The 17,128-nt window shown below is 48.1% G+C and carries 17 protein-coding genes; 7 read left to right on the top strand and 10 right to left on the bottom strand.

Going from position 1 to position 17,128, the window contains the following annotated elements:
- Positions 1 to 16: 16 nt before the first annotated feature.
- The 3 genes from accC to aroQ all read right to left on the bottom strand — a co-directional run bounded on the left by accC (position 17) and on the right by aroQ (position 2,436).
- Entirely contained in the window at positions 17 to 1,393 is a 1,377-nt protein-coding gene (accC, locus tag DYD62_RS02015; RefSeq protein WP_115225829.1) for an acetyl-CoA carboxylase biotin carboxylase subunit, read from the bottom strand.
- 78 nt (positions 1,394 to 1,471) lie between these two features.
- Entirely contained in the window at positions 1,472 to 1,933 is a 462-nt protein-coding gene (accB, locus tag DYD62_RS02020; protein WP_099398199.1) for an acetyl-CoA carboxylase biotin carboxyl carrier protein, read from the bottom strand.
- A gap of 47 nt (positions 1,934 to 1,980) precedes the next feature.
- Entirely contained in the window at positions 1,981 to 2,436 is a 456-nt protein-coding gene (gene aroQ, locus DYD62_RS02025) for a type II 3-dehydroquinate dehydratase (RefSeq protein ID WP_115225830.1), read from the bottom strand.
- A gap of 205 nt (positions 2,437 to 2,641) precedes the next feature.
- Between aroQ and queA the strand changes: the two genes are divergently transcribed.
- From queA to tgt, 3 genes are all read left to right on the top strand, one after another.
- A complete protein-coding gene (gene queA, locus DYD62_RS02030) occupies positions 2,642 to 3,670 on the top strand; it encodes a tRNA preQ1(34) S-adenosylmethionine ribosyltransferase-isomerase QueA (protein ID WP_115225831.1) in 1,029 nt (342 codons plus the stop codon).
- Positions 3,671 to 3,695: 25 nt separating this feature from the next.
- Positions 3,696 to 4,541 (top strand): HDOD domain-containing protein, encoded by an 846-nt coding sequence (locus tag DYD62_RS02035; RefSeq protein WP_115225832.1) that lies wholly within the window; start codon positions 3,696 to 3,698, stop codon positions 4,539 to 4,541.
- Between the two features lie 216 nt (positions 4,542 to 4,757).
- Positions 4,758 to 5,873 (top strand): tRNA guanosine(34) transglycosylase Tgt, encoded by a 1,116-nt coding sequence (tgt, locus tag DYD62_RS02040; RefSeq protein WP_115225833.1) that lies wholly within the window; start codon positions 4,758 to 4,760, stop codon positions 5,871 to 5,873.
- An 80-nt stretch (positions 5,874 to 5,953) separates the two neighbouring features.
- On the opposite strand, the gene DYD62_RS02045 is transcribed toward tgt, so the two are convergent.
- The 5 genes from DYD62_RS02045 to DYD62_RS02065 form a co-directional block, all read right to left on the bottom strand.
- Positions 5,954 to 7,222, bottom strand: a complete 1,269-nt coding sequence (locus DYD62_RS02045; protein ID WP_115225834.1) for a nitronate monooxygenase — start codon at positions 7,220 to 7,222, stop codon at positions 5,954 to 5,956.
- Between the two features lie 233 nt (positions 7,223 to 7,455).
- Complete coding sequence (rph, locus tag DYD62_RS02050) at positions 7,456 to 8,172, bottom strand: ribonuclease PH (RefSeq protein ID WP_115225835.1); 717 nt, start codon at positions 8,170 to 8,172, stop codon at positions 7,456 to 7,458.
- Between the two features lie 181 nt (positions 8,173 to 8,353).
- Complete coding sequence (locus tag DYD62_RS02055) at positions 8,354 to 9,031, bottom strand: heparan-alpha-glucosaminide N-acetyltransferase (RefSeq protein ID WP_115225836.1); 678 nt, start codon at positions 9,029 to 9,031, stop codon at positions 8,354 to 8,356.
- Positions 9,031 to 9,936 (bottom strand): PP2C family protein-serine/threonine phosphatase, encoded by a 906-nt coding sequence (locus DYD62_RS02060; RefSeq protein WP_115225837.1) that lies wholly within the window; start codon positions 9,934 to 9,936, stop codon positions 9,031 to 9,033. Before DYD62_RS02060 ends, DYD62_RS02055 begins: the two co-directional genes overlap by 1 nt.
- A complete protein-coding gene (locus DYD62_RS02065) occupies positions 9,933 to 10,901 on the bottom strand; it encodes a serine/threonine protein kinase (RefSeq protein ID WP_099398207.1) in 969 nt (322 codons plus the stop codon). The genes DYD62_RS02060 and DYD62_RS02065 overlap by 4 nt, the downstream gene beginning before the upstream one ends.
- Positions 10,902 to 10,986: 85 nt before the next feature.
- On the opposite strand from DYD62_RS02065, the gene DYD62_RS02070 reads away from it, so the two are divergent.
- Complete coding sequence (locus DYD62_RS02070) at positions 10,987 to 11,853, top strand: YicC/YloC family endoribonuclease (protein WP_115225838.1); 867 nt, start codon at positions 10,987 to 10,989, stop codon at positions 11,851 to 11,853.
- Between the two features lie 80 nt (positions 11,854 to 11,933).
- On the opposite strand, the gene DYD62_RS02075 is transcribed toward DYD62_RS02070, so the two are convergent.
- The gene (locus tag DYD62_RS02075; RefSeq protein WP_115225839.1) at positions 11,934 to 12,617 is read right to left on the bottom strand and encodes an NUDIX domain-containing protein; all 684 of its coding nucleotides are present in this window, start codon (positions 12,615 to 12,617) and stop codon (positions 11,934 to 11,936) included.
- A gap of 184 nt (positions 12,618 to 12,801) precedes the next feature.
- Between DYD62_RS02075 and prs the strand changes: the two genes are divergently transcribed.
- The 3 genes from prs to DYD62_RS02090 all read left to right on the top strand — a co-directional run bounded on the left by prs (position 12,802) and on the right by DYD62_RS02090 (position 16,175).
- Positions 12,802 to 13,662, top strand: a complete 861-nt coding sequence (gene prs, locus DYD62_RS02080) for a ribose-phosphate diphosphokinase (RefSeq protein ID WP_115228175.1) — start codon at positions 12,802 to 12,804, stop codon at positions 13,660 to 13,662.
- Positions 13,659 to 15,125, top strand: a complete 1,467-nt coding sequence (locus DYD62_RS02085; protein ID WP_115225840.1) for a nicotinate phosphoribosyltransferase — start codon at positions 13,659 to 13,661, stop codon at positions 15,123 to 15,125. The genes prs and DYD62_RS02085 overlap by 4 nt, the downstream gene beginning before the upstream one ends.
- Before the next feature lie 96 nt (positions 15,126 to 15,221).
- Positions 15,222 to 16,175 carry an MBL fold metallo-hydrolase gene (locus tag DYD62_RS02090; RefSeq protein WP_115225841.1) on the top strand — a complete coding sequence of 318 codons (954 nt, stop codon included), beginning with the start codon at positions 15,222 to 15,224 and terminating at the stop codon, positions 16,173 to 16,175.
- A gap of 144 nt (positions 16,176 to 16,319) precedes the next feature.
- On the opposite strand, the gene DYD62_RS02095 is transcribed toward DYD62_RS02090, so the two are convergent.
- A complete protein-coding gene (locus DYD62_RS02095) occupies positions 16,320 to 17,108 on the bottom strand; it encodes a heme ABC transporter ATP-binding protein (protein ID WP_115225842.1) in 789 nt (262 codons plus the stop codon).
- Positions 17,109 to 17,128: the final 20 nt, after the last annotated feature.

The following is a 17,128-nucleotide window of genomic DNA, read 5'->3' on the forward strand; positions in this document are numbered from 1 at the left end:
CTGCGGTGTTTTTGTTTTAAGGCTGCGCGAGTTTGCCTTCTAATTGCTTTCTGATTTCCGGCATTCTGTGCTCCAAATAATGAATGCTGGTGCTGCCTTTAATAAAGGCTTCATCTAATAAAAGCTGCTGATGTAAAGGGATATTGGTGTTGATCCCTTGTACGACCATTTCAGACAATGCAATTCGCATTCTGGCCATGGCTTGAGCGCGATCATCACCATAGGTAATGATTTTACCGATCATCGAATCGTAATGCGATGGTACGGTATAGCCTTGGTAAACATGTGAATCCACGCGCACACCAGGACCGCCAGGGGTGTGGTAAGTGGTGATCTTGCCCGGGCTGGGGATAAACTTCAGCGGGTCTTCTGCATTAATCCGGCACTCAATGGCGTGGCCTTTGAGTTTGACGTCTTTTTGCGTATAGCGTAGCGGTAAATTAGCCGCCACACGGATTTGCTCTTGCACAATATCGATGCCGGTAATCATTTCAGTTACCGGATGCTCAACTTGAACACGAGTATTCATTTCAATGAAATAGAATTCGCCGTTTTCAAATAAGAATTCGAATGTGCCTGCGCCACGGTAATTAATCTTGCGGCAGGCAGCAGCACATCTTTCACCGATTTGTTTACGCTGTGCTTCGGTAATACCTGGAGCAGGTGCTTCTTCGATCACTTTTTGGTGACGACGCTGCATAGAGCAATCACGCTCGCCCAGATAAATGGCATTACCATGTTGGTCGGCCAGAATCTGGATCTCGATATGGCGTGGGTTCTGCAGGTATTTTTCCATGTAAACCATGGCATTCCCAAAGAACTTTTCTGCTTCTGATTTGGTTAGCTCTACAGCCGCGACCAATTCTTCTTCAGTATTCACCACACGCATGCCGCGGCCACCGCCGCCGCCAGCTGCTTTAATAATGACCGGGTAGCCAACGGCTTTACCGATTTTCATTAATTCAGCAGGATCGTCTGGTAAAGCGCCATCAGAGCCGGGTACGCAAGGTACGCCTGCTTCTTTCATGGCGTCTTTGGCAGAAACCTTGTCGCCCATCAGGCGGATGGATTCCGGGCGCGGGCCGATAAAGGCAAAGCCGGATTCTTCAACGCGTTGGGCAAAGTCGGCGTTTTCACTTAAAAAGCCGTAGCCTGGGTGAATAGCCTGCGCTTCTGTGACTTCGGCTGCGGCAATCAGTGCTGGCACATTCAGATAGCTTAATGTGGAGGAGGCTGGGCCAATACATACCGATTCATCGGCTAATTTGACGTATTTTGCTTCGCGGTCGGCTTCAGAATGCACGACAACCGTTTTGATGCCCATTTCACGGCAGGCGCGCAAAATGCGCAGCGCAATTTCACCGCGATTTGCAATCAGGATTTTTTCAAACATGGGAAGCTCCGTGAGGAGTAAGGATGAAAGGGAAGCCAGGGGTTTAACCCTGTTCTTCCCTTTTTAAGCCTTACCAAATCAGCCAATAATAAATAGTGGCTCACCGTATTCAACAGGGCGGCCATTTTCGACCAGGATCGATTTGATCACGCCTGCCTTGTCGGCTTCGATTTCATTCAGGAGCTTCATGGCTTCAATGATGCATAAAGTGTCGCCCACATTGACTTGCTGGCCAACTTCAACAAAGTTTTTTGCTTCAGGGGAAGAAGCGCGGTAGAAAGTACCCACCATCGGGGATTTAGCAATAAAGCCTTCTGGCTGCGCTTCTACTTCTGCGGCAACAGCGACGGCAAGCGGTGCTGCTGCGGCAGCAGGAGCGGCTACAGGAGGCAGCTGGTATTGCATGGCTTGTGCATAGGCCGGGATATTCTGATTGACGCGGGTAATACGAACGCGTTCTTCACCTTCGGTTACTTCAAGCTCGGCGATGCCAGATTCTTCAACCAGATCAATCAGTTTCTTAAGTTTGCGCAAATCCATAGGGGTCTCCTCTCTGTATATGAGAATTTATTGGCGTTGATTAATTATCAGGGGGCCTTGGGAGTAAAACGGAGTGCGAAATCCAAGGCGCATTCATAGCCGAATGCGCCCAGGCCGCAGATAACGCCAACCGCGAGGTCGGAAAAATAGGAGTGGTGCCGGAATGATTCACGAGCATGAACATTGGACAGGTGAACTTCAATAAAAGGAATTTGTACCCCTGCCAGCGCATCACGAATAGCAATGCTGGTATGTGTAAACGCAGCGGGGTTAATGATGATAAAATCCGTGCCGTCCAAACGGGCAGCATGAATGCGATCGATTAGCTCGTATTCGCGATTCGATTGGAAAGCATCAACGCGGGCAGCACGCTGTTGTCCCAGTTCAATGAGCTTAGAATTGATTGTCTCTAGGGTATCAGCACCGTAGTGCTGCGGCTCTCTTGACCCTAGCAGGTTCAAATTTGGGCCATGTAGTACTAGGATATTGCGTGTGTTTTGCATCCGCTACTCACTTTTGTTGCCTGTCATTGGGCGAAGTTTGCCGCAGTATGTGCGAATTTGTCCAGAAAAAGTGGGTAATTTCGGCGATTTGCATTCTAAAACACTTGTTTGAAAGTCCGCCAGGCCAATCTACATGCGGGTTTTATCGTACAAGGTGATACACGCCTTGTAGTTTTGTTACATCTTAAAAAAGGCTTGTTTTTACATGCAAGTAGCTGACTTTGATTACCATTTGCCTGAATCTCTGATTGCACAGTTTCCCCCTGATGCACGTGGGGAAAGCCGTTTATTACATGTAGATGGCCTTACACGGCAAGATTCACATTTTCGCGAATTGCCACAGTTTTTGCGTGCAGGTGATGTACTTATTTTTAACGATACCAAGGTGATTAAGGCCCGGGTGTTCGGTAAAAAAGAATCAGGCGGTGCAATTGAGGCTTTAATTGAACGCGTTTTGGATGAGCACAGCGCACTGGCTCACATCCGTTCATCCAAAGCTCCCAAGCCTGGAGCGAGGCTTATTTTTGCAGATCGTTGGACGGCGACAATGACCGAGCGCAAAGATGATCTGTTTAAATTGCAGTTTGATGGTGAAGAAAGCGTATTAGATATCCTAGAACAGGCGGGGCAGCTGCCTTTGCCTCCCTATATCACTCATATCCCTGATGATGAAGATGCTAAGCGTTATCAGACTATCTATGCGCGGGACCCAGGTGCCGTGGCAGCGCCTACGGCAGGTCTGCATTTTACTGAGGATTTGCTCGCGCAGTTACAAGCGATGGGTGTTAAAACAGGCTACCTGACTTTACACGTGGGCGCAGGCACTTTTCAGCCGGTGCGGGTGGATAATATTGCCGAACATACAATGCACCATGAGCGTTATTCCATTCCGGCAGCAACAGTGGCCCTGATTCAGGACGCTAAGGCGCAGGGCGGCCGTGTGATTGCAGTAGGAACCACCAGCCTGCGTGCATTGGAAGCGGCGTCTCAGCAAGGCTTATTGGCCGAGCCGGAAGGGGATACTAATATCTTTATCACGCCGGGCTATCAGTTCCGCGTGGTGGATCGCCTGATCACTAATTTTCATTTACCCAAATCCACTTTATTAATGCTGGTCGCGGCGTTTGCAGGCTACGACACAATGCGTGCCGCTTATCAGCATGCAGTGGAGCAAGAATACAGATTTTTCAGCTATGGCGATGCGATGCTATTGGAGCCTGCTACTCTGAAGTAAGCCACACATAGAGTAGGGGTTTATTGTGTTTAGTGAAATCAGTCCTGAAGATGCAAAAGCTTTGATGCGTGGTATGGTCATTCCCCCACGTCCTGATATTTTGCTGGCTTTAGAAGATGCTCAGCATTCTGAAACCCCCGATTTTGCAGCGATTGCCCGCTTAATCAGTGCAGATATGGTTTTATCAGGGGCGGTCATTAAAACAGTGAACTCGCCGTTTTTTAGCCTGAGCAGCAGGGTTAATTCGGTGCAGCAGGCATTGCAGCTGCTGGGCTTAAAAAACTTAGCCAATATTGTGCAGGGACTGGTGTTGCGGCAGGTACTAAGCCCCGCATCACTTGGGGATATGAGCGAATTCTGGGATTACTCTTCATCTGTTGCGATGGCTGCGGCTTATTTAGCAGAGGCGGTGCACGGTGTGTCCAGTGATGAAGCATATACGCTGGGTTTGTTTCTGAACTGTGGCAAGCCCCTGATGGCTCTGCGTTTTCCGGGCTACACGCTGCAGCATGCTGTTGATGATCATTGTACAAACCAGGCCTTAATCACCCGGGAAGAGAAGCAGTATCGTGTCAGCCATAATGTGGTGGGCTATTTACTGGCCCGCGCATGGTATTTGCCCGTAGCAAGCAGCCTTGCTATTTTGCATTTGCACGATGGCGATATTTCAGAGCGCGCTGCGCAATGGCCGCATGTCTGCACTTTAATTGCACTGGCCCAGCTGGCTGAACATATTGTTCAGCGTTCATTGCATTTACCTGAGCAGGTGGGGTGGCCGCAAGCGGAAGTGCTGCTGCGGGGGCTGCTTGGCCTTAGTCAGGATGAGCTGGAAGACTTGCAGGATTCTGTGCAGCAAAAGCTGAATCACTGACGGGCCCGAAGATTCTGTCTATCCAGCAAGGACACAGCTTTTAAAAAGATCGAAAAAGTTAGATGGCTGTGTTTTTCAAAAGTTGGATCAGCGTTGTTTATCATTGAATGCCCGCTATTTTCACACTGCACTGCACTGACATTGCTTTGCTGCTGGCTTGGCGGTAATCTTGCGGCCCGTGCCGGACTGTGTTTCCGGCGGCGTTTAGGAAAAATAATGTTGAAATTTGAATTAAAAGCCACCAGTGGTGGCGCGCGTCGCGGCACCATGACTTTAAATCACGGCGTAGTTGAAACGCCGGTGTTTATGCCTGTGGGCACTTATGGCACGGTAAAAGCCATGACCCCACGCGATTTAAAAGAAATTGGCGCGCAAATTTGCCTCGGCAACACTTTCCATCTGTGGCTGCGCCCTGGTCTGGAAGTGGTTGAGCAATTTGGTGGTTTGCATGAATTTATGGGATGGGATAAACCCATCCTCACCGACTCGGGTGGTTTCCAGGTATTCAGCTTGGGCGCGATGCGCAAAATCACCGAAGAAGGCGTGACTTTCCAAAGCCCGGTGAATGGCGATAAATTATTTTTAACGCCTGAAGAATCAATGAAAATCCAAACGGTGCTCAATTCTGACATCGTGATGATTTTTGACGAATGCACACCGTATCCTGCCGATCGTAAACAAGCAGGCGACTCGATGCGGATGTCTTATCGCTGGGCCAAACGCTCACGCGCTGAATTTGATGCGCAGCAAAACCCGAATGCGCTATTTGGGATTGTGCAGGGCGGTATGTATGAAGACCTGCGTGATGAATCGATTGCGGGCCTTTTAGAAATTGGTTTTGATGGGATGGCCATTGGTGGCCTGTCGGTGGGCGAGCCTAAGGAATATATGGAGCGCATTCTGGCCCATACCGCACCTAAATTACCGGTTAACAAGCCGCGCTATTTAATGGGCGTAGGCACGCCTGAAGACCTCGTGTATGGGGTGAGTCAGGGTATTGATATGTTCGATTGCGTGATGCCCACCCGCAACGCAAGGAATGGCATGTTGTTTACCCGCTTTGGCGATGTAAAAATCAAAAATGCCAAACACAAGCTCGATAAGCGTCCTTTAGACGAGACTTGTACCTGCTACACCTGCAAAAACTTCAGCCGTGCTTACCTACATCATTTATTCCGCACCGGCGAGATTTTGGCTGCTCAACTGAATACCATCCACAACCTGCATTACTATCAAGTGGTGATGGCAGAGATGCGCGCAGCCATTGAAACGGATCAATTTAGCAGCCATGTGGCGCAATTCCATGCTGATCGTGCGCGCGGGGTAGATTAATAGCGCTAGGGTTCACGCGATCGCTAGCAAGGAAAAACGGCATAGCCTAAGCTATGCCGTTTTTTTATGGGTGCGTCGTTTTATTTGGCTAGCTCTAGCTCTACTTTAGCTGGCAGCGCAATTTTATGGTCTGTGCTGTACTGATAGTCATGAAAAATATGCTCAGCCGACAGAATCTGGTAGCTGCCATCTTCGTGTTTATGGCTGGTGTCTTTCAGGCGATAGGTATAGTGCCCACAGGTCCAGCAATCAAAATTACGCATATGGGTGCAAAGGCAGGTTTTATCCATTACCTTGATGCGCTTTGCATCGGGGGCAATGGCGATTTCACGATTGTATGCCTCGATATAGCTACAGCTGCCCTTCGCATCCAGCAGATAGCCATAAGCCTCGCAGTTTGGACGAATGCCAGCACCAATGGATGGGCTGTTTTTTAACATGCGCATCGGATAGCCCGTTGGGGAGATCTGATTCACTTCGATATTGTCTTCGCTGGCTTTAAAGTATTCCTGCTGAACACCAGCAGGCAGGCCGCATTCAGTTGATACCGTAAAACGGGTGGCAACTTGTACTGCAGCAGCACCGGCTTCCAGGAAAGACACCGCATCGGTGCCCGTGAAAATACCACCGGCAGGAATAATCGGGATATCTAGGTGCTCGTCGAGCATAAACTGGCGGATTTCGGCCACGATGGTGGCTAAATCGTATTGCGCCCAATCCATGCCAAAGCCTAAGTGCCCGCCCGCCAGCGGGCCTTCAACCACGACGTAATCTGGCAGGCGGTTGAGCTTTGCGTTTTTACGCAGAAATAATTGCAAGGCGCGCACAGAGGAAACAATAATCCCCAGCTTTGCGTCTCTGAAGCGCGGGTGATCTTCGATCAGCCCCATCGATCCCAGATGCAAACCGGCCGCCAGCGTAATGCCATCAATGCCCGCATCCAGTGCTGCTGTTAAACGCACCCGAAGTGTTTCTTTCGGGGCATTCATGGTGAGTTTTTCCATGCAGTTGATAAAGACTAGGCCATCACCACGCTTGGCTTCCATGGTTTTACCCACGTGCAGTTTGGTGGCTTCTTCTAGGCGGCCTAAATCAAACTGAACTTCGGATTTATCCGAGTTGGCTACATTGTGTTTGTACTGCTGAAGTTTTTCTTTTACTTGCTTGGTTTTGTAGCGACGATCAGTCACTGTGTTGATCATGGCATCTGAAATATGGCCAACACCACCGAGGCGAGCTGCTTCAAGTGCCAGATCGGCAGTGGAAATATCGACACCCATACCGCCAATCATGATCGGTACGAGTTCTTTTTTACCGAAGCGAAGGCGGAAATCATCTACACGTTTCATCGTTTGTACTTTAACCAAGTAATCAAAAAGGGGCTAAACCTTATCGGCACCGTCTATTCTTTATCGTGATAATCACCACGAGGGTGGGGATTTTGCTGGTAAATTCAAATTAAAATGAGCATTTGAATTCGGGTAATTGTTGCTTTACCGCTATTTTCTGCGCTTTTTATCCCCACCGCCATACCGATTTAAGGAAAATATCTCGCCAATATTGGCTTAATTTTCTTTCTAAATCAGAGGGCTAATGCTTTTTCCTGCATGGTGATCAGGTCTTGAATCCCTTTTTCAGCTAAATTTAATAATGTATTCATTTCTTCTCTGCTAAATGCATCACCTTCGGCTGTTCCTTGTACTTCTACAAATTTTCCGCTGCTGGTCATCACCACATTCATATCTGTTTCGCAGTCTGAGTCTTCTGGGTAATCCAGATCCAGCACGGCTGCGCCTTTATAAATACCAACCGAAATTGCTGCAACGTGTTCACGAATCGGTGAGGCGCTGAGTTTACCTGCCGCAATCAGGCCGTTAATTGCATCGGTTAGGGCGACAAATGCGCCGGTAATGCTGGCGGTACGGGTGCCACCATCGGCCTGGATTACATCACAATCGATCACAATCTGGCGCTCGCCCAAGGCCGCCATATCAACCACAGAGCGTAATGAGCGGCCAATCAGTCGTTGAATTTCCTGTGTGCGGCCACTTTGCTTGCCCTGAGCCGCTTCACGGCGCATACGGCTATTGGTAGAGCGCGGCAGCATGCCGTATTCCGCTGTGACCCATCCTTGGCCCTTACCCTTTAAAAAAGGAGGTACGTTTTCTTCGACTGAAGCGGTGCAGAGTACTTTGGTGTCACCAAACTCGATCAGTACCGAGCCTTCGGCATGACGGGTGTATTGACGGGTGATACGAACGCTGCGAAGTTCATCGGGACGACGTGAGGAAGGGCGCATGGCGAGTCTCATTTAGATGTAAGTTTCAGGGATTATACCTTTGCCAAGGCATTTCTAATGCTTAGCAATGGCTGACCCTGCAATAAGTCACACTGACACATTACAGTGACCATATGACTAATATATGGCGAAGCGGGGCTGATAAACGCTTACTCTGCTGTTTTATATTGAAATTTGCAGTCTATTTTTTGAAAATCAGCCCGAGGATGGCAAAGAGAATGGGCTGGTGTAATAAATAAATGATCAGGCTATGCTTGCCCATCCAGCGTATGGCGGCAAGGAATCCGGCACTGCCCATGCTCAGCCATGCTGCAGGAATAAGCCGCTGTGCAGCAACACCCAGTAATACCACCCCAAACCAGGGCAGGAGCGGCACATAGTCTTCGGTCATGGGTTTGTAAGTCATCATACCCAGCCAGGCGAGTGCTGGGTGATTAAACAGCGGTGCTTGAAAATAAGCCCCCAGTAAAATAAACAGAGGCCCCAGCAGCAAACTGGTTGAAGTTTTACCCACAAAAAACGGGGCAAGCAGGCCGGCTGCAAAAAAGAAGTGCAAAACACCAAACCAGATCACTGCATGAGGAAAAATAAACCAGCTGCCCAAGGTGGCCGCTCCTGCACAGGCGAGGAGTTTGAGCTGGCGTTTGGGGCTGATTTTCTCTGCGGTAGACAAGCCAGCAACAGCGGCAAAAAGGGTCACAATCAGGGTTCTGAGTGCAACCCATTCAGGGTCGATATTGGTTTGGACGGCCAGTTTGCCGAAATAGGCCAGATCAAAACAAAAATGAAAAAACACCATCAAAATCACGGCAATGCCCCTGAGTAGATCGGGCAGGGGTTTGCGGCTGGCTGCAGGCATTATTTAGAGTATTTCTGGATGGCCGCCTGAATCTCGGCGATCGCCGCTTCGATATCTTCATCCGTAATATCGGCCGCGATGGTGGATGGATCAATATGGGTACTGATGGTATTGAGATCGAGTTTTTGTGTGGAAACAAAAGCATTTTCAGAAATAAACTGATCTTCAGCATCGTGCCAATTAATCCCCAGCGCACTGATATTATCTGCCTGCTTGCCGCCATGTAATTCGGCCTGATCCATCAGCTGAGGAATCGAAAACAGGACAGGAAAAGAAGATAAAAAGTGGACTAGCTGGTTCTCTGTAACACCGCCCCACAGCCCGTCCGTGCATAACAGCAGGGTATCGCTGTCGCAGAGTGCAATAATGCCGCCCAGCTCGATTTCTGGCTTGATGCTGCCACCTAGGCAGTTATAAATTTTATTGCGCTCTGGGTGAATCAGGGCTTCTTCAGCGGTGATCTTGCCACTATCCAGTAATTTTTGGACTTTAGAATGGTCCTTGGTTTGCAGCAGGATTTCACCTTTACGCAGTAAATACAGACGTGAATCGCCCACATGTGCCCAAAATAAAATGCCATCCTGAATCACACAGGCCACAACGGTGGTACGGGGAATTTCAAGCAGGTGATGCTTGCTGGCGTAATCAGAAATAGCGGCGTGGCACTTAAGTAATGCATCGTTTAAAAACTGATTGGGGCTTTTAAGGATGGGTTGTGCTTTTTTCTGAAACAGATCGGTTAGCAGCTCCACCGCAATTTGCGCGGCGATTTCGCCGTGCAGATGCCCACCCATGCCGTCGGCCACAACGAGTAAGAGCGCATCGCGGCTATAGGAGTAGCCCAGACGATCCTGGTTATATTGGCGGCCGCCCTGGCGGCTATTTTGGTATACGGTAAATTTCATTCTGTTTCCAGCTGGCCTTTGTTTGAATACTCTGTCCACTTACGGCGCAAAATACTGACCAGGCCACTACGTTTAACAGGGGCAGAGCCCCGCTCTAAAAGTTGCTTCTGAAGCTGAGGTACGCTTTGTGGTCTGCTGCCCGGATCTAAATTCAGGCAGGAAGAAATAAGCTCGATCAGCTCTGGTGAATAACGGTCTCCATAGCGGTCGTGCAGCTTGACCACTTTATCGAGTTTTAATCGCTGATCAGCCGCTTGTGGTGCTGTACCCGCAATACAGGCAAATAAGCTGGCGCCCACACCATAGATATCGGTCCAGGGCCCGTGAGGATCTTTTTTATTGTATTGCTCGGGGGCAGCAAAACCCGGTGTATACATCGGGGTGAGTTTGCTTTGCTCCGTAGCCAGTGTCTGGCGGGCTGAGCCAAAATCCAGCAGCACCGGCGAGCCATCTTTGCGGATATAAATATTGGCAGGCTTGATATCTAAATGCAGCAGCTTATTCAGATGCACTTCACGCAGACCATTGAGTAAATGATAAAACACATGACGGATCAGGCCTTCATCTACGCCGCCTCTGCTGTGTTTTAGCTGAATTTCTTTTTGCAAAGTACGGCCGCGCTCGTACTCCATCACCATGTATACGGTATCGTTTGCGCGGAAAAAGTTGCGAACCCGGATAATATTTGGGTGCTGAATATGGGCTAAAGTTTTACCTTCTTCAAAAAAACATTTTAAGCCGTGACGAAACAAGGCAATACTGTCTTCGCTGCGTGCTTGCACCAGTTCACCCTCTGTTCGGAGGGCTAAAGAATTGGGCAAATACTCCTTAATGGCGACTGGATAATCTTTTTCATCATGCGCCAGATACACAATGCTAAAGCCTCCTGCGGACAGCAGTTTAGCGATCGTGTAGTTCTGAAGTTGATAGCCGCGTGCGAGCGGTTGATTGCTTGGGGTTGCCATGCGTGTCTTTTCGTTATACTTGTGTATCTGTTAATTTTGATTTCAGCTTGATGGAATGTAAAGCAAATCCCATAAAGGAGCTCTAATGATTTTAAGTATGACTGGTTTTGCCTCAATTCAACGTGAATTGACAGGCGGCACCTTAAGTATTGAGCTGCGTTCGGTTAATCACCGTTTTTTAGACCTTACTCTCAGAACTCCGGAAGAAATCCGCCCGTTTGAAGGCGGGATTCGTGAGCGTGTATCTGCAAAACTAGCCCGTGGCAAAGTAGAGTGCCGGGTAAACTGGAACGCGCGTGCCGGTGGAGAGGCCGCTTTACAGCTGAATACAGAACTATTACAGCAGCTTTTAGCCGCCGCTGCAGTCGCAAAAAAAATTGCTCCCCTCGCTTCCGAGCTGCAGCTTGGCGAGCTTTTACGCTGGCCGGGTGTTTTATCTGCGCAAGTTGCCGCACCAGAATCACTGGGCACAGCCTGTCTTGAAGTGCTGGACGAAGCACTCCTTGATTTTAGCGCCAGCCGTGGCCGTGAGGGTGAAAAGCTCAAAGCGCATCTTTTAGAGCGTGTTGCGGGAATGCAAACCATTGTGAATGAAGTAACCCCGCTGATTCCGCAGCTGGCCGCCTCTTACGAAGCCCGCATGAAAGCGCGCTTTTTAGATGCACTGGGTACGATGGACGACGATAGAGTGCGCCAAGAAATTGTGATCTTTGCGCAAAAAATTGATATCGACGAAGAGCTTTCACGTCTGAATGCACATTTCAGCGAAATTCGTCGCATTCTGGAAAAAGGCGGCTCAGTGGGTAAGCGCCTCGATTTTCTGATGCAAGAGCTTAACCGTGAAGCCAATACCCTTGGATCCAAATCAGTCAGCGCCGAAACCAGCCGCGCCTCGATTGAGCTTAAAGTATTGATTGAGCAGATGCGTGAGCAAATTCAGAATATTGAATAGTGTTGGTGCCTCTGCTTGTAAAAAACCAAAGCCCGGATCTTGCCGGGCTTTTTCTTAACAAGTGTTCCTCTTTTGCCGCACTATAGGCTTAAATTCCGCTCAAAATTCACCAAATCAGCCCCCGGCTTAAGCGTGTAAAGCTGGGCCATGCGCCCGCCTGATGAGACTTTTTCTTCTCTGATTTCAAAGATGCGGGATGCTTCGATCCGGCGCATCAGGCTTTTTCTTTGTATGGGTTTTTCAATAATGGCTTCAATGACCGTTTTTAACTGGGCAATGGTAAATTGCGCGGGCAGGCAAAATATGGGCGTCATTGAGTAGAGCGTTTTTTGCTGCAAGCGCTGCTTTGCCATTTGAATAATTTGCAGATGATCAAAAGCCAGGTTTGTTTTTTCCAGATCACTCACCGCAATCCAGCTGGCAGATTCTACGCTGCTGATTTGGGGGCTGACATCCTGGCAGGCCACGAGCGCAAAGTAGGCAAGGGTGACACTAAAGCCACGCGGGTCCCTATCTGGCCCTGATATGACTTGCAATTGTTCCAGATAAGCGGGTTTTAAACCGGTTTTGGCTTCCAGCTTACGGCTTGCCGTGGCATCGGTATTGGTATCCTGCTCTACGTCAATAAAGCCGCCAGGTAGGGCCCAAGCACCTGTAAAGGGCGCCTGGGCGCGTTTTACCAGCAGCACCATCAGCTGCCCGTTTTTTACCGTAAACAGCACGCTGTCAACGGTGAACAATGGATTTGTATATTCTGTACTCATTCAGATGCCTAACTTGTGTCTCTGGGACATTATAAAGCATATACCTTAGCTTGTTTTGACGGATTTTTACGTCGTAGTGATTGACATAGTGTCACAGAGACACTAACATGCTTATCACTGCTTCAGCATTTAAATCATATTTTCAGTACAGTCTTTTAACCAGTTGCAGCCTTATTGGGTGATCATGATGGATGGATGTTCCAGTCGTTTTTATTTACCCCGCACAGAAAACATGGGGGCAGAATATAAGCAGTTTCAATTTGGCGCAGGTGAAAGTCATTTTCAAATATTATCTCCGATCAGCCGCCATGCTGAAATTATGTTTCGCTATTCAGGTGATCAATCCATTATTCAGCTGCTCTTATTAACGGATGCTTTAAAGCGGCATGGCGCAGAAGTGATTGATCTTTATATCCCTTATTTCCCCGGCGCAAGGCAAGACAGGGTGTGCAATCAGGGAGAAGCACTTTCTGTAAAAGTGTATGCGGATATGATTAATCAGCAAAATTTTAATCGGGTATTTATATTTGACCCGCATAGTGATGTAACAGCGGCGGTATTGAATAAGGCCCGGGTGGTAAAAAATCATCAGCTGATTAAACAGGTGCTTGCTGAAATAGCAGAAGAAATGGTATTAATCTCGCCCGATGCTGGATCAAATAAAAAAATATTTGAATTATCCGTTCAGTTGGGTGGGCTGGAAGTGATCAGGGCAGATAAAGTGCGTGATGTCAGTAATGGCAGGATTATTGATACCGAAGTGTATTGTGATGATCTGGGCGGAAAAACCTGCGTTATTATTGATGATATCTGTGCTGGTGGCCGCACTTTTATGGAATTAGCTAAAAAACTAAAAGCTAAAAATAGTGGCAGGATTATTTTAATTGTTTCGCATTATGAAGGCGTGGCAAACGAGGGCGATCTGCGCGCCAGTGGTATTGATGCTGTCTTTACAAGCAATAGCCTGAAAAATATGATTAGTACTGATTATATTACCGTAAAAGATATTTGGTCCTTTATGCCGCTTCAAGGAGAATCAAAATGAACTTAAATCCAGTTACTGCGATTGATGGCTATAAAGTAGACCATCGCAGACAATATCCTGATCAGACTGAAATTGTATTTAGCAACTTAACCGCCAGAACTACGCGCAGAACATATACCGACAAAATGGTATTTTTTGGTCTGCAGTATTTTATTAAAGATTTTCTGATTAAGCGCTGGAATGCTGATTTTTTTCAACAGCCTAAAGAAGCCGTTATCAGCCGTTTTGAGCGCCGTATTAATAATTATCTGGGTCCGAATAATGTGGGTACTCAGCATATTGCAGATTTGCACGATCTGGGTTATCTGCCGATTAAAATTATGGCTCTGCCAGAAGGATCGGTTTACCCGTTGCGTGTGCCTTGCCTAGTGATTTTTAATACAGATGAGCGTTTTTTCTGGCTGACTAATTATCTAGAAACGATTCTTTCGACCAATGTTTGGGGAATGTGTACCAGCGCGACAACGGCGCACGAGTATAAAAAAATTCTCACCCGATATGCCTTGGAAACCGATGGCAGTACTGATTTTGTAAACTGGCAAGGCCATGATTTCAGCTTCAGAGGGATGTTTGGTGCAGAGGCCGCAGCAATGAGTGGTGCAGCCCATTTACTAAGTTTTACCGGCACGGATACCATTCCGGCCATTGATTTTCTGGAAGATTATTACCTAGCCGATAGCGATAAGGAATTGGTGGGTGGCAGTGTGGCAGCTACTGAGCATTCGGTGATGTGTGCAGGAGGAATGGAGAATGAATTAGAAACATTCCGCCGTTTAGTTGAAGATATTTACCCTGCCGGAATTGTGAGTATTGTTTCTGATTCATGGGATTTCTGGCAGGTGATGACTGATTTTACCGTGCAGCTGAAAGATAAAATTATGGCTCGTAATGGTAAAGTCGTATTCAGGCCTGATACCGGATCACCCGTAAAAATGATTTGTGGTGATGCCACGGCACAGCCAGGTAGCCCTGAATATAAAGGTGCAATTGAATGCCTATGGGAAGTATTTGGTGGTACTGAAAGCAGTAAAGGCTATAAACAACTTGATCCGCATGTGGGTTTGATTTATGGCGATTCTATTACCATTGAAATTGCCGAAGCGATTTGTGCAGGTTTAAAAGCCAAAGGCTTTGCTTCGACCAATGTGGTGTTTGGTATTGGCAGCTATACCTATCAGTATGTCACTCGTGATACGGATGGCTTTGCGGTAAAAGCGACGTTTGCAAAAATTGCTGGGGCCGATAAAGAAATATTTAAAGCGCCCAAAACCGGTGATGGCACAAAAAATTCGGCCAAAGGCTTGGTGGCTGTATATAAAAACCAACAGGGCGAGTTTTATTTAAAAGATCAGGCCAGCTGGAGCGATGTTTATAACTGCGAGTTTATCCCCGTATTTGAAAACGGGAAAATCCTAAATGAAGCCAGCCTTGCTGAGATCAGAGCCAGATTAGCTGCAAATTAATGTTAGGATTGTGTGAGTTGTGAAATAAAAAGGGTGAGCCAGTCTCGCCCTTTTTTTAAGCGCTGTTATTTCATTGATTCATTACAGGAGAAAGCGATGAATTCGTTTCAACGTTTGCTGTTAGGTGCAATGGTTTTAACTACGTTTCAGGCCGGGGCGGCAGCGCCTGTGGTAAAAACTTCGGCACCAGGGTTTTATCGGGTGATGCTGGGTGATTTTGAAATAACGGCTTTATCAGATGGCACCGTTTCACTGCCGGTGAGCAATATTCTTACGAATACCAGCAAGACTAAAGTTGAAAAAACTTTGGCCAAATATTTTTTATCCAGCCCTTTAGAAACCTCCGTGAATGCGTATTTAATTAACACCGGTGAGAAACTGGTGTTGGTGGATACCGGCGCAGCGGGTTTATTTGGCCCAACGCTGGGGCATTTTGGTGAAAGTTTGAAGGCCGCGGGTTATTCACCTGAGCAAATTGATGAAGTCTATATCACCCATTTGCATGGCGATCATATGGGCGGGCTGATGGCAGGCGGAGAGCTGGCTTTTCCAAATGCCATATTGCGGCTGGATCAGCGTGATGTGGATTTCTGGCTGAGCCAGGCCAATATGGATGCTGCACCTGCAGACGCCAAAATATATTTTCAAGGCGCAATGGCTTCGGTGAATCCCTATATCAAAGCGGGAAAGCTGAAGACGTTTAATGGTGATACAGATTTAATTCCCGGCGTTAAAGCGGTGGCAGCGCATGGTCATACCGCCGGGCATAGTATTTATAAGGTAGAAAGTAAGGGACAAACGCTGGTGCTGTGGGGCGATTTAATGCACGTTGCTGCTGTGCAATTTGCTCAGCCCAGTGTAACGATTCAATTTGATACTGACAGTAAGGCTGCTGCTATAGAGCGTAAAAAAGCTTATGCCGAAGCGGCTAAACAGGGCTATTTAATCGGCTCTGCTCACCTTTCTTTTCCGGGGCTTGGGCATTTACGGAAAGCGGATAAGGGCTATGAATGGCTGCCGGTGAATTATTCGCCTATGTATGGGAAGTAGGCAGGGTAGGGCGCAAAAAAAAGCCGAAGCAATTCGGCTTTTTTTATTGAAAGTTTATTTTTGATTTACGGATCACTATGTTTCTGTGATGGAAAATTTGTGTTCTTCGTGGTTCAAGCTTTTGGGGGTACTGCGCTTCATCCCTTATTCAAACAACACCAAACACCGCTCCTCATGCTTAGGATGCGGGATGACGGTGGATGCAATGCCGTAGGCGGTGCTGAGCAGGCTGGGGGTGAGAACTTCCTTGGGTGTGCCGCAGGCGACGGTGCTGCCGTTTTTAAGCAGCAGCAAATGGTTGCACCAGCGGGCGGCGAGGTTTACGTCGTGCAGGACGACGGCTACGGCGATATTTTCGCTCTGCGCCAGGCGGCTGACTACGGCAAGTAAATCGTGCTGATGGCGTGGGTCTAGGCTGGCGGTGGGCTCATCTAGCAGCAAATACCGTGGCTGGCCTGGATTCGCGAGGATTTGCAGCAGCACGCGGGCAAATTGCACGCGTTGTTGCTCACCACCGGATAGCTGGGTGTAACGGCGCTGGGCCAGATGGCTGATATCGGCGAGTTGTAAAACCTTTAAGCTTAAGTTGTACACGGTATGGGGTGACAGCTCTGCAAAGGGGTAAGCCCCCATGGCAATGACTTCTTCGACCCCAAGATCGAAAGTGAGATTCGGGTTTTGCGGCAGCACAGCACGCTGACGGGCGAGTTTTGCCGCTGGCATATCAGCGATATTTTCCCCTTTTAAGCAGATAGCACCCTGATCGGCCTTGATCTCGCCAGACAGCAGCGACAGCAGCGTGGACTTGCCTGCACCATTGGCACCCAGAATGGCCGTGACTTCACCGGCACGCAGCGTCAGAGAAACATCATTCAAAATCAGCTGCTTGCCGCGTTTAAAGTAAAGATTCTGAGTGTTTAATAAGCTGGGCATTTGTTTTTCCACACGGGTAA

It is taken from the genome of Iodobacter fluviatilis, assembly GCF_900451195.1.
GTDB lineage: Bacteria > Pseudomonadota > Gammaproteobacteria > Burkholderiales > Chitinibacteraceae > Iodobacter > Iodobacter fluviatilis.

What these genes read in the sequence shown, in the direction of transcription:
- rph (WP_115225835.1), bottom strand. Translation starts at nt 8,172, where the DNA reads ATGCGCCCTTCCTCACGTCGTCCCGATGAACTTCGCAGCGTTCGTATC.
- DYD62_RS02075 (WP_115225839.1), bottom strand. Translation starts at nt 12,617, where the DNA reads ATGAGTACAGAATATACAAATCCATTGTTCACCGTTGACAGCGTGCTG.
- accB (WP_099398199.1), bottom strand. Translation starts at nt 1,933, where the DNA reads ATGGATTTGCGCAAACTTAAGAAACTGATTGATCTGGTTGAAGAATCT.
- queA (WP_115225831.1), top strand. Translation starts at nt 2,642, where the DNA reads ATGCAAGTAGCTGACTTTGATTACCATTTGCCTGAATCTCTGATTGCA.
- DYD62_RS02070 (WP_115225838.1), top strand. Translation starts at nt 10,987, where the DNA reads ATGATTTTAAGTATGACTGGTTTTGCCTCAATTCAACGTGAATTGACA.
- accC (WP_115225829.1), bottom strand. Translation starts at nt 1,393, where the DNA reads ATGTTTGAAAAAATCCTGATTGCAAATCGCGGTGAAATTGCGCTGCGC.
- aroQ (WP_115225830.1), bottom strand. Translation starts at nt 2,436, where the DNA reads ATGCAAAACACACGCAATATCCTAGTACTACATGGCCCAAATTTGAAC.
- DYD62_RS02085 (WP_115225840.1), top strand. Translation starts at nt 13,659, where the DNA reads ATGAACTTAAATCCAGTTACTGCGATTGATGGCTATAAAGTAGACCAT.
- DYD62_RS02090 (WP_115225841.1), top strand. Translation starts at nt 15,222, where the DNA reads ATGAATTCGTTTCAACGTTTGCTGTTAGGTGCAATGGTTTTAACTACG.
- prs (WP_115228175.1), top strand. Translation starts at nt 12,802, where the DNA reads ATGATGGATGGATGTTCCAGTCGTTTTTATTTACCCCGCACAGAAAAC.
- DYD62_RS02055 (WP_115225836.1), bottom strand. Translation starts at nt 9,031, where the DNA reads ATGCCTGCAGCCAGCCGCAAACCCCTGCCCGATCTACTCAGGGGCATT.
- DYD62_RS02065 (WP_099398207.1), bottom strand. Translation starts at nt 10,901, where the DNA reads ATGGCAACCCCAAGCAATCAACCGCTCGCACGCGGCTATCAACTTCAG.
- DYD62_RS02095 (WP_115225842.1), bottom strand. Translation starts at nt 17,108, where the DNA reads ATGCCCAGCTTATTAAACACTCAGAATCTTTACTTTAAACGCGGCAAG.
- DYD62_RS02045 (WP_115225834.1), bottom strand. Translation starts at nt 7,222, where the DNA reads ATGAAACGTGTAGATGATTTCCGCCTTCGCTTCGGTAAAAAAGAACTC.
- DYD62_RS02060 (WP_115225837.1), bottom strand. Translation starts at nt 9,936, where the DNA reads ATGAAATTTACCGTATACCAAAATAGCCGCCAGGGCGGCCGCCAATAT.
- tgt (WP_115225833.1), top strand. Translation starts at nt 4,758, where the DNA reads ATGTTGAAATTTGAATTAAAAGCCACCAGTGGTGGCGCGCGTCGCGGC.